The sequence below is a fragment of the Escherichia sp. MOD1-EC6021 genome (assembly GCF_002965245.1).
Taxonomy (GTDB): domain Bacteria; phylum Pseudomonadota; class Gammaproteobacteria; order Enterobacterales; family Enterobacteriaceae; genus Escherichia; species Escherichia coli_F.
Window position 1 is genome coordinate 1 of record NZ_PTRU01000054.1, and the last position, 11,849, is coordinate 11,849.

Consider the following 11,849-nt stretch of genomic DNA (forward strand, 5'->3'; position numbering starts at 1 on the left):
TAAAAACGGTTCTGTGAAAGTGACACGAACCGATCTCCATCGATGTTACTCACCGATCTCCTTCACGGTAATACGCACCGTCCACGCAGGCAATCAGGATGTCCTGAAGGCCACGATTTTTCAGCTCAGTCAGTACACCCAGCCAGAACTTTGCACCTTCATTTTCTGCCAGCCACATACCCAGCAGCTCTTTCTGACCGTCGGTATTGATGCCCAGCGCGAGGAACACCGCTTTGTTAATGACACTCCCGCCGTGACGAACCTTAACCACAATACAGTCAAGATAAACAATGGGATACAGTGCATCCAACGGTCGATTTTGCCATTCAGAGACCTGTTCTTTAACCGCATCGGTCACTTTGGATATCAGCGTGGGCGAGACATCGGCGTCGTACATTTCTTTGAACGTGGCAACGATTTCCCGCGTAGTCATGCCTTTGGCATACAGGGACAAAATCTGGCTGTCCATCTGGGTGATGCGTGTCTGATGCTTCTTAATTAGTTGCGGTTCGAAGGTATTTTCACGGTCACGCGGCGTGTTAAGTTCGATCTCGCCATCATCGCACAATACCGTTTTTGACGAGTAGCCATTACGGGTATTAGAGCCTGATTTAGGAGCATTTTTCTCATGACCGAGATGGTCAGTCAGTTCTGCATTGAGCGCCGTTTCGACGGTAAGCTTTGTCAACATGCGTGAAAACTGGTTGAGGTCGGCTTCGGTTTTAAGGCCTTTGGCCAGTTCAGCCGCAAGGGCTATAAGTTTCTTTTCGTCCATCGTTTGCCTGTCTCCGTTGTTGGAGTGAACATATCAAAAACAGGCAATTACACAATTTTAATTACAGTCTCAACTGGCGTTTACGAAAAATACGAGTAAATTAATAAGATGATTTTTTATGATGAAAAAAAATATTTCTATTGGAGAATTAATCGACCACATTTCCAGACTTCAGAACGACGTAAATACTCTAATGATCGCATTTTCATATCTCGCATTTTCTCTATCCAGAGAACAAATGCTACCAACACTGGCATCAATCCATTTCGAGTCACTTAATGTCAAATGGTCGCCAGAACAACAAAAATCTTTTAAATTTCTTGCATCATTACTGGAAGAACAGTATGGCGGTAACATTGCTATGCCAGAAGTGCGAAAGGAACAATAATTTTATTGCCTACACTGAAGATTTTTTTTGCTTTAAATAGCATACGCAAATATTTTTTCAGAAATAATACTGTAAAATTACGCCTCAAAAAAAACAATATCGCACCCAAATACCCTCAACATTAATTTAATATTGAGGGTAATACACAAAAGGTAAGCATATAAATAGCCCCGTTTATAACGGGTTCATCACGCGTGGTATCTGGGCGGTAATGGTAAGCCGTTCTGCTCAGGTTCAAACTCTGGCAGGCCTGACGGATGCTGAGCCCGAATGTCGTTATCAGATGAGTAACCAACTCACGCTTACAGGCTTGTTTTAAAGCTTTTTCGATAACATCCTTCAGCACTCGGTTCTCCAGGCTCAGGTCAGCAAACATCTTTAACAATTCGTCCGGCTTCAATCGACTTAATCACAGCGATGATCTGATGCTCAGTAAAACGGGCTGTACGCATAGCGATCTCCTTCGTTGGCAGATTGATTATGCCGGATGATTTCTAAATATGAATGGCACGATTATGCGGGATACTTACAGTTATCCGTCCCGGTAATACGGGGCTGATTTTTTTCATACCCGAGATGGTGTGCCATTTCTGCATTGAAAGCGGCTTCAACGCTGAGTTTTTTCAGCAGCTGATCAAACTGACTGAGGTGTGCAGAGAAATAAAAAATAAAATGGAGTTCGGTTTTTATTGACCACTACAAGGAAAATTCATTCAGGATTTATTCAGCACCAAGAACTTCAGCTTTTGGACTAATCAGCCCACTGAAAACGTGGGCTCTTTACAAACATTAATAATGATGGGTGTTATTTTTTTTGCTAAAATAACCATTTTTAGAATATACGTTCAATATTTATATTTTATGTTTTGTTGCATATTGGTAAGTAATACTCAAAGCGATAACTATCGTCTTTATCCTTATGAATTATTTCAAGATCATATACATTTTTCTTTTGCAACCCATAAAAAGGGAGCGAGTTCATATAAACATTATTGATATAATGAATGTAGTTTTTTATGCTGCCAGTATACTCAAACTTGGCATATGTTCCGGCTGTAAGCACTCCTGTTGTGTGATTATGCCTTTCTTTCTCAAACCAGAAAATAAGTTTAATTCTCACTTTTTTTCTTGCAGAGGAATTAACATCATGAGATATGGCTATATATGATTCTTTATTTTCTGTAAAATATTTTTTTACATAATTCCATTTTTTATCTGAATTTTCTCCCCAAAAAGGAATATCCTCTTCATAAGACATCGGCATTCCTTTAAATTTATTTTCATCAAGATAACAAAGTTTCGGTTTGGGTATGACAATTGATGGTTCTTTTGGACCGGTAAGATTTTTAAAGGTCCATAGATTACTGTTTCTATATTGTAAAGGCGTAAAACCTGTGTTTTTTTTAAACTCTCTTGTAAATGTTTGTTGAGAATCATAACAGAGTTTGCCTGCAATACTGGCCAATGATAATGATGTCAATCGTAATAATACCGCAGCCCTTGAAACTCTTCTGAGTTGTATATACCTCCCTATGGGTACTCCCATGTGAGACTTAAACAGAGATTGCAAATATCTCCTACTGTAACCAGAAAAACAGACTATCGATTCAATATCGATACTTTTAACCTCAATATTGTCTTCGATGTATTCGAGAATTGCTTTTATTGTCAATTGCTTAATTGTGCTGTGCGTCATCATTAACCTCATTTAGACGCATAAAGTCTAATGTGGTTACTATACGTTCGCATTAGCTTATTGTGCGCAAGCAGCACACAGTGCACAATAAGCCAACAAAATCGCGTTTTTTGTATGGCTTCATAAATCAGGTATTCATAACAATTAAATTAAAAGAGGTGACAGAAAAAAGGCAACATAAACTTAACACTAAGTTTCGTTGGAAAAGTGTATTTTTTGATATGAAGGTGGTGCAAGTGCGTTAAATGAGTTCTGTTTCCTTCCTCCCACTCATGGTCAGGAGGGGTGATCTTACCCACGTAATATGGACCGCCCTAAGCGAGGTTCTGGTTTTCAAATTGTTCAGGACTAAGGCGCCACATCCACTGTGCCGTCGCCAGCGATTGTAAACACTAAACACTGTTGCCCGTATTGTTTCCCAGCTAATAAAGAGTTCTCCGTGGATACATTCCACGTTCAGTGAATGAAAGAAGATGTCCTCGCAGGCATGATCGAAACAGCAGTCTTTTGCGATCATACTGCCACGCAGATTATGCCGCTTCAGCAATGCCTGATAATCTGCAGAGCAGTACTGGCCTCCGAATGATATCGTTCTGTGGTCTCTTACGCCGCTACAGCGCCATCTGCAGGGCATCGCAGGCTATTTGCGCTGTCATGCGTGGTGACATTGACCAGCCAATAGCGGCACGTGACCCCAGGTCAATGACCACTGCCAGATACTGCCAGCCTTCATCACGTACGTAAGTACGTGATGTCTCCCGACCACTTCTGGTTCGGGCCAACAGCGTAAAAATCCTGCTCAAGCAGATTTTCTGACACAGGCAGGCTGTGTGCGCGGTGACTGATCAGGCTGAACTTCCGGGAAGCTTTTGCCCTCAGTCCCTAACGGCGCAGGCTTAGTGCACCGTAACGCGGTTTTGACAGGGTAAAAACAGCGTGGACAACGCTGTTGCAGTACTGACGGAACTGCTGACGTGTACTTTTATCCTTGCCCGCCGCCGATACCACATATACCCGCCGCTGCGGGCACGCGGCACATTGCCTGTATGCTGAACTCAGCCTGATGTTTTTCAATAAAGACATACTTCATTTCTGGCGTTTCGCGAAGTATGTCGCTGCCTTTTGGAGTATGGCCAGCTCTTCATCCTGTTCCGGCAGCTCACGTTCAGAGGAAGTCTGCTGATTTTTCTGTTTACTGCGCCAGTTGTAGAGCTGTGATTCATACAAGCTGAGTCCACGGCCTGCGGCAGCAACACCGATGCGTTCCGCAAGCTTTAGTGCTTCACTGCGAAATTCAGGCGAATGCTGTTTACGGTTTTTTTACTGGTTGATACTGTTTTTGTCATGTGAGTCACCTCTGACTAAGATCAGGGTACATCATAGAAATCAGTGCACAATAAGCAAACTCAACGTGTGTGGATGTGGCAATATATTTAACGCGATATCACGATTTACTTACGGTATCATCATCCCTTATTTGCCTGAATTGGATTTTTCAGTTTTGCGCTGGCCATTGAAGTACTAATCAGTACTTTCGCTAACAGGATGTAGCGTGGCCAGCAATTTTATATGCAGATTGATGGGGTACTAGCTGTCGTTTGGGTATATCAACTGCGTGCGTAAATACCTTATTCTAATATCTTATTAATTTTAACTTTTGTATATCCTGTAACAGGATTTCCCCTCTTCGTTGATTGATGCATCTTGGTGTCAGCAATGTCTTCATAGTCCACATGAGGACATCCCCATGAAAAAGCATTTTTCCGGCAAACAGAGTATCAGTATAACCGGAGGAGCGTGAGCTCTGTAGCAAGCGCATCCATGTCCGATGCACTCTTTTATACCTGGTGTAAGAAGTATAGTGGTATGGAGATACCCGAGGTCAAGCCCCTGAAGTCGCTTGAGGAAGAGGGCGCAGACTCCAGGTGTTGCTTACCCAAGCTATCCCGATAAGGACGCACTTCAGGTGACTCCAGGGCTAAAGTACTGATGGCAGACCCGAAGCGAGGCACCGTTTTATATGTGATGCGACTGCTCTGACGCAACGTCTTGCTGCAGGCTGACTTATCCCTGTCGACCTGCGCGATGAGACTCAGAGTCCTGCTCAATACGTATTCTGATACGTATTGAGCAGGACACATCATTGATGCTGTCACTAAAGCGCAGACGTTTTGGCAACCGCCACATCTGGTAGTACTGCACCGTGAAGGGGCTCATGTTAATCGCAAGCACGTTTACCATCTTTATCATCTGAGCTGCCAGGGCGTGAAATGCAGATGACGTCGTAAAGGGCTGGTCAAGAACGCTTGCCGTAACTCTGTCCGGAGGTTCAAAACCTGACCAAGTCGATGGATTTTGCCATGGACACGCTGGTTACTGGACGCAGAATCAAATGCCTGACCTGCGTGGACGACATTTACGAAGGAGTGTTTAACAATAACCACAGTATTCGGGATTTCAGGTGTTCAGGTCACGCGTATTCTGGACTGCATTGCACTGTTTCAAGGCTATCCGGTGACGATAAGACCTGAACAGAATCCAGTCGGACAAACTAACGTAGAACATATTTCCTGAGCGCTTTAACGGGCTATTTCGCGATGAATGTCTGAATGAGCACAGGTTCAGGAATGTCGTTTGCTAAGGAAAGTCATTATGGCTGGCGACAGAATTATAACGAGTATCATCCACATTCAGTACTGAATTATCAGATGCCATCAGAGTTTGCAGCACGGTGGTGGAATGGCGACATTACTAACAGATAGCTGCATCTAATCCTGGGGGCTGGTCATCTGGTGGCAGACCTGTGCACAATTAGCAAACAACACAAATGTACATTGATTTAATCTTCTTTACGAAAGTTCATGGCATTCATCCCCGATGCCAACTTGGCTATACTGACGCTTGCATTTTATTTTAATGCTGGTTGCGCAAGCACGTGCTCCAAAGAGAAAATCATGAGCACGTTCATAAAATGGATGTGTGAAACCAGCTTTTTTTATGTTTTACAAACATTGAGAGTGGATTACCGGGAAGGCAAGGATAATGCTGATTGACATATAAATAATATGTTCATTTTTAATATGTTGTGCGGGTATCGTAATAATGGTAATTACCTCAGTTTTTTTCGACTGATGATGTGGGTTCGATTCCCACCACCCGCTAAAGAAAAGCAGTTGGACGTGTTTTTGGGCACTGACACAAATTGTGTGGGATATTTTCATTACCCTATATCATCCTGTTCTGTGATAACTTATATTTGTTAACTACAGTTCCAGTGCTTATTTTTTTATCAATATGAGGATAGTGCATTGCTGGAGGGTGTTGCAATTTCCTGGAGGTGCCAGTGATGCACTATCTCAATGTTGTTAATATAACGAAAAGAGATGTTCCTCAGTGCGAGGGTGGTTTGTAGAATTGTTTGGCGGGAAAACCACAGAATATCTGTAACCAATCAGATATTCTTCGGGAGGCACCCGACATCTCAGATTATCAATACCTGTAATCTCATGCAGTTAACCGCCGTCTCGGCGGTTTTTTTATCTTCTATAGTAGAGGAATCTTATGCGCAGAATGACGATTTTGGTATTATTCCTGCTTGTTGTACTGACTTGGGGGACCACATGGCTGGCTATGCGAATAGCCGCTGAAACTATCCCTCCAGTTTTTGCAACCGGGATGAGGTTTATGTTTGCTGCACCATTCTTAATCAGTATTGCATGGTTAAGAAAAATACCAATTTTATTTCCACCCGGACAACGCTTATTCCAGCTTGTAATTTGTGTTTTTTATTTTTCCATTCCTTTCTCATTAATGATTTATGGTGAAACCTATGTCAGTTCCGGACTTGCATCCCTTATATTTGCGAATATGCCTGTAGCTGTTTTGATAGCTTCATCTTTGTTTTTGAAGGAAAAAACGAACTCAATGCAAATTATGGGTTTAACTATCGCAATAGTTGCACTGGCGGGCATCCTTCTTGAGGAATCGAAAACAAGTGCAGAGAGTCACTGGCAGGGGATTATTGCTCTTGTTTCTGCGGTAATCATTCATGCCATAATATATACTCAATGTAAGAAAAGAAGTTGTACTGTCTCTGTGGTAACGTTTAATGCGCTCCCGTGCTTTCTGGCAGGATTGATACTTTCTGCGACAGGATGGTTCTTCGAAAGACCCGAGGTATCGACCTTCTCTGTGTACTCAATATTAGCCACCTTGTATCTCGGTGCTTTTGCCGGAGTTTTTGGAATATTGTGCTACTTTGCCCTTCAGCAAAAGGCCAGTGCCTTTCAGGCTTCTCTTGTTTTCCTTATTTTTCCATTGATTGCGGTAAGCCTTGAAAGCTGTATATATGGATATGGAATTTCAACTCAATCAATGCTGTTTATTATACCGCTAGTTATAGGGCTATTTCTGACTCTGTTCTTACGTCGAGTGCCTGTAACCAACGGACATAGAGATAGTTCATCACAAAAAGCTAATGAAATTGCTGAACATGCGGAGAATTCCTGAAAACTTGAAGAAAAGACTTTTCGTTTTCAGTTGTTAATGTAGGCCATTACACTTAACGGATGGAAGGGGCTTCCCCTGAATATGCACCAGGTTAACTCTTGTGCAATTATGAGGGTAAGCATAGTCCGGATGGATTCGTTATGACTATTGCTACTATCGTGTCGATCTAGCTAAAAATATGCTTACTGTTCACGGTATTGACCAGGATGGTAAACGGCTTTTTGGTAAACGGCTTTGGTTAACACCAGAATATCACGAATTGGGCTTCCTGAGCTGATTGCTGGTTTGCAGCCCTGTGTTATCGGGATGGAGGCATGTTCCGAAGCTCACAACCAGGCAAGGTTATTTCGGCAAGCCCTGTTGAGTTCTATCTCCCCCTGATTTGAGTGTCAATTTTTGTGATATTCATCAGGTGTGTATTACCGTGAAGGAGATCGGTGAGTAACGGCGTTTTTCAAGGTAGTTGTCGCCTTTTGTAATAAAATTACGTTATGCAGCCTCTTTTTCTGGATTCAGGTAGACTTCTGATATGTAGTCCCAGTTACGTAGATGCTTTCTCTAACGTTCAGGATGCTGTTCGCGTGCCAGCTGGTATACTGCTTTTCTGGCTGCCAGTATTTTCATGTCATTACCTTGATGACGCTCGGCTGGCGTGACATATTTGATCCCGCTGTGCTTATGTTCAAAGTTGTACCAGTTTACAAAACTGGTTTCCCCATACTCTGGCATCATCAATAGTGCGAAAACCGTTCTCAGGCCACCAGGGACAATATTTGAGAGTCCGGAACAAAGATTCTGAGTAAGGGTTATCATTGCTGACTCTTGGCCGGGAATAAGAACTTAGCACTCCAAGCGCATACATTTTCGCCAACAACGTATAACTGCGCATGGGACCACCGTTATCAGAATGGAGTACCAGATTGTTGGATGAACATTTTTCATTCCATACTGCACGCAGGAGTAGTAATAATTCTCTATATCCGAACTGCCCCCTAAAAGGAGTTGCTCCCACACTGCCTGTGCGCTGGTTGCCTGTATCGGTAACGCACATGATTTTAAAAATGGACGGCAACTGGCAGCCGGGCTGGGACTGACACCATAACAATACAGCAGCGGCGGAAAGTCGAAGCTCGGCAGGATAACAAAAGCCGGTCATTCGTATCTGCGAACGCTTCTGGTACAGGGGGCTCGTTCAGTACTGACTGGTGCTGAGAAAAGGACTGACTCATTCAGTCGTTGGGACTGTTCACTGGTCGAGCGCAGAGGATACTGGCGCGCAGTTGTGGCCATCGCCGCCAAAAATGCAAGGCTGTACTGAGCATCATTGCATTACGGTTATGATTTCAGACTGTATTCAGCCAGCTAAAGCACGCAGCAACAGTATGACCATTTGACCTGCAACTCGTTGATGATAAAGGGTTATACCCCGTGAGGAATATCTGCAAAACGTACAGGATATACATATCCGCTTAGCGAACAAGAACCTCACGAGCGTCTTTCATCAGGGGCCGAATCGATGACGATTCATTATGACCGTTTATAGTACCGCAGTCTTTTCCCTTTATTTTTAATGAGGACGCCTGGTTTTTCAAATTCCTATACGTCAAGCAGGCAAAAACATAAAAACTGGCGTTGACATGCCGGGGAAGCCCTTATAGTACGTTTTCGTACGGTTGGGCTTCAGACCCCGTAAACTCCAGGCAGCAGCCGTGGTTAAGATAATGTTGAACGGCAACCGCCTCCCAAATCCTGGTCTGGCAGGTAGTAGGTGTTGGCTCCGCGCTTGCCGTTGGTGGTTGTTCTGGTAACGGTGATTTGCCCTGTCTGTTCCAGTATCTGAATTGCCCGCTTAACACTCTGTCGACTAATACCGGAGAGGCTTACCAGTTCAGTGATTGAGATTTGATTTTGTCCGGCAGCAATGACGCTGGCGATTACACGTAGGATTGAATTTGTCGTTTTCAATGTCAGCGCCCCTTATCTCTGCTAGGCCATGTTTTTTCTTGCGGCTGTCTGGATGTCGTCCGAAGGTCATCGAATTGTAGTTCAAAGAAAAAGATATCGAGCAACGCGCGTTCTTTTTCTCCTTAAGATTTTAATTCTTATTAACATCTTAAGGATGTCGCTCAGGCCAGACGTGATGCGGCTCTCAGGGTATTATATGGGGGAAATTTCCCTATATAATTTTTGACGCCAATAAATAAAAATAGCTGCATATTAGCGCTCCTAATGCTGCAAGATTGCTCAATTATTCATCACGCCATTTAACTAGACCGCAGTATCGCTTGTTTTTTCAATTTCCTATACATGCCCCCCTTTCATTCAATAAAGGACAATTGCAGGTTTTATGATGCCGCACGCATGGGTATAACGAGTCAGAGTATCGATATTCGCCTGGTAATCTGCGTGTTGTCTGGTTTTATGCAGAGTATATAACCTTTTTCAGACACAGCCACCAACATATGCCGCGCCAGCGGCACTCAGGCATCGTCTCTCTGAAAATCGACTTGAAGTGGTCAACAAAAACTGGCCACCGCGTTAGAGTTTTTCCAGTATCGATTTTCCGATTCGTTTGGGGGTAACCCACCGTTATATTCGTGCGGTCTTAGTGCGCTGTAATATCCAACGATATAGTCCGTTATGGCGTGAGCTGCCTCGCTGAAGCTTACGTAACCCACCACCGGCATCCATTCGTTCTTCAGACTCCTGAAGAAGCGTTCCATTGGGCTGTTATCCCAGCAGTTTCCGCGCCGGCTCATACTCTGTCTGATCTGGTATCGCCACAATAACTGCCGGAACTGCCTGCTCGTATAATGACTGCCCTGATCGCTGTGGAACATCACCCCGCCGGGCTTACCACGGGTTTCCCATGCCATTTCCAGCGCTTTCATGGTGAGCCTGCTGTCCGGCGAGAACGACATGGCCCAGCCCACTGGTTTTCTTGCGAACAGGTCGAGAACAACGGCGAGGTACGCCCAGCGCTTACCCGTCCAGATATAGGTCACATCACCGCACCACACCTGATTTGGCTCGGTCACGGCGAACTGCCTTTCAAGGTAGTTAGGGATAGCAACATGTTCATGACCACCACGTTTATACCGGTGAGTCGGCTGCTGACAGCTGACCAGCCCCAGCTCTTTCATGAGCCTGCCAGCAAGCCAGCGTCCCATCTGGTAGCCTCTCCGGGTTGCCATTGTGGCGATGCTTCTTGCTCCGGCCGAATCGTGGCTGATGCCATGTAGCTCAAGTACCTGACTGCGTAATACAGCCCGTCTGCCGTCTGGTTTTTCAGGACGGTTTTTCCAGTATCTGTAGCTGCTGCGATGAACCCCGAACACATGGCAGAGTGTGACCACAGGATAATGCGCTCTGAGTTTCCCGATTATCGAGAACTGTTCAGGGAGTCTGACATCAAGTAGCCTTTTTTAATATTTCATTCTCCATTTCAATGCGTTGTAGCTTTTTCCTCAGCTCACGTATTTCGATTTGTTCTGGTGTTATCGGAGAGGCTTTTGGTGTTTTGCCCTGACGCTCATCACGCAGTTGTTTGACCCATCTTGTCATTGTGGAAAGGCCAACATCCATAGCTTTGGCGGCATCTGCCACCGTGTATTTCTGGTCAACAACCAGTTGAGCGGATTCTCGTTTAAACTCTGCGCTAAAATTTCTTTTTTTCATTGGAGCACCTGTGTTGTTCTGAGGTGAGCATATCACCTCTGTTCAGGTGGCCAAATTCAGTGTGCCACTTCTGACCCATGGAGGGAGTGGTTAAAAGAGCAACGAGAAAGTGGTAATTATAACGCCAGCCGGATATGGCGGGAAATGGTGGCCCGGGGATTTACAGGCAGTGAAACCATCGTCAGGGATGCGGTTGCCAAATGGCGTAAAGGCTGGAACCCACCGGTTACTACTGCCGTCAGACTTCCTTCAGTGTCCCGGGTAAGCCGCTGGTTGATGCCCTGGAGAATAATCAGGGGTGAAGAAAATTATGCTTCCCGATTTATTAGTCTGATGTGTGAAAAAGAACCGGAGCTGAAAATAGCGCAGCAACTGGTACTCGAGTTCTACCGTATTCTGAAAACCCAAAATAAATCACAGCTAAGCAGTTGGTTCACTCGAGTCCACGAAAGCGGTTCAGCAGAATTTCGGCGCGTGGCGGCGGGGATGGAAGCCGATGCTGCGGCTATATGTGAGGCAATCAGCAGTCGCTGGAGTAATGGTGTTGTCGAAGGTCATGTAAATCGCCTGAAGATGCTGAAACGCCAGATGTATGGTCGAGTCGGATTTGAACTACTTAGGCAGAGGGTCATGAGTCCACTGGCATGAAAATCTCTACCCAGGTTGCGGAAGAGCCACTTTTCATCCGTTGTTGACATCCGGAGGTAATTGCAATATCTCCGTGAATGGATTTGCCCCTATATTTCCAGACACCTGTTATCACTTAACCCATTACTGGCTTGCTGCCGTAGATATTCCCGTGG

4 protein-coding genes, 1 tRNA gene and 9 pseudogenes are annotated in these 11,849 nt (G+C 44.6%); 7 read left to right on the plus strand and 7 right to left on the minus strand.

Annotation, left to right across the window (positions count from 1 at the left end; genetic code table 11):
- Positions 1-76 precede the first annotated feature (76 nt).
- A pseudogene (locus tag BEB54_RS26845) lies at positions 77-775 on the minus strand (IS256-like element ISEc39 family transposase); the annotation flags it as partial.
- 118 nt (positions 776-893) lie between these two features.
- On the opposite strand from BEB54_RS26845, the gene BEB54_RS26850 reads away from it, so the two are divergent.
- Positions 894-1,163: a hypothetical protein gene (locus BEB54_RS26850; protein ID WP_000976359.1), complete on the plus strand. Its 270-nt coding sequence runs from the start codon at positions 894-896 to the stop codon at positions 1,161-1,163.
- Between the two features lie 175 nt (positions 1,164-1,338).
- On the opposite strand, the pseudogene BEB54_RS29580 reads toward BEB54_RS26850, so the two are convergent.
- The 3 genes and pseudogenes from BEB54_RS29580 to BEB54_RS26860 all read right to left on the minus strand — a co-directional run.
- Positions 1,339-1,615, minus strand: a pseudogene (locus BEB54_RS29580) (transposase); the annotation flags it as partial.
- A 407-nt stretch (positions 1,616-2,022) separates the two neighbouring features.
- Positions 2,023-2,859, minus strand: coding sequence for a helix-turn-helix domain-containing protein (locus BEB54_RS26855; RefSeq protein ID WP_000149836.1), 837 nt, complete (start codon positions 2,857-2,859; stop codon positions 2,023-2,025).
- A 314-nt stretch (positions 2,860-3,173) separates the two neighbouring features.
- Positions 3,174-4,205, minus strand: a pseudogene (locus tag BEB54_RS26860) (IS3 family transposase).
- Positions 4,206-4,606: 401 nt separating this feature from the next.
- Between BEB54_RS26860 and BEB54_RS29585 the strand changes: the two are divergent.
- From BEB54_RS29585 to BEB54_RS29590, 4 genes and pseudogenes are all read left to right on the plus strand, one after another.
- Positions 4,607-5,621 (plus strand): annotated as a pseudogene (locus BEB54_RS29585) (integrase core domain-containing protein).
- A 325-nt stretch (positions 5,622-5,946) separates the two neighbouring features.
- A tRNA-OTHER gene (locus BEB54_RS28890) sits at positions 5,947-6,020 on the plus strand.
- Between the two features lie 400 nt (positions 6,021-6,420).
- Positions 6,421-7,368, plus strand: coding sequence for a DMT family transporter (locus BEB54_RS26875; RefSeq protein WP_012775897.1), 948 nt, complete (start codon positions 6,421-6,423; stop codon positions 7,366-7,368).
- A gap of 178 nt (positions 7,369-7,546) precedes the next feature.
- Positions 7,547-7,722, plus strand: a pseudogene (locus BEB54_RS29590) (IS110 family transposase); the annotation flags it as partial.
- 135 nt (positions 7,723-7,857) lie between these two features.
- Here the strand turns inward: BEB54_RS29590 and BEB54_RS29595 are convergent.
- A pseudogene (locus BEB54_RS29595) lies at positions 7,858-8,332 on the minus strand (transposase); the annotation flags it as partial.
- A 48-nt stretch (positions 8,333-8,380) separates the two neighbouring features.
- Here BEB54_RS29595 and BEB54_RS26880 point away from each other — a divergent pair.
- A pseudogene (locus tag BEB54_RS26880) lies at positions 8,381-8,686 on the plus strand (transposase); the annotation flags it as partial.
- 395 nt (positions 8,687-9,081) lie between these two features.
- Here BEB54_RS26880 and BEB54_RS26885 read toward each other — a convergent pair.
- Positions 9,082-9,333, minus strand: coding sequence for an HTH domain-containing protein (locus tag BEB54_RS26885; protein ID WP_001315600.1), 252 nt, complete (start codon positions 9,331-9,333; stop codon positions 9,082-9,084).
- A 551-nt stretch (positions 9,334-9,884) separates the two neighbouring features.
- A pseudogene (locus BEB54_RS26890) lies at positions 9,885-11,046 on the minus strand (IS3-like element IS911 family transposase).
- A gap of 72 nt (positions 11,047-11,118) precedes the next feature.
- Between BEB54_RS26890 and BEB54_RS26895 the strand changes: the two are divergent.
- Positions 11,119-11,694: pseudogene (locus BEB54_RS26895) on the plus strand (transposase); the annotation flags it as partial.
- Positions 11,695-11,849 lie beyond the last annotated feature (155 nt).

Coding starts and splice junctions, on each gene's coding strand:
- BEB54_RS26850 (WP_000976359.1), top strand. CDS start 894: ATGATGAAAAAAAATATTTCTATTGGAGAATTAATCGACCACATTTCC.
- BEB54_RS26855 (WP_000149836.1), bottom strand. CDS start 2,859: ATGACGCACAGCACAATTAAGCAATTGACAATAAAAGCAATTCTCGAA.
- BEB54_RS26875 (WP_012775897.1), top strand. CDS start 6,421: ATGCGCAGAATGACGATTTTGGTATTATTCCTGCTTGTTGTACTGACT.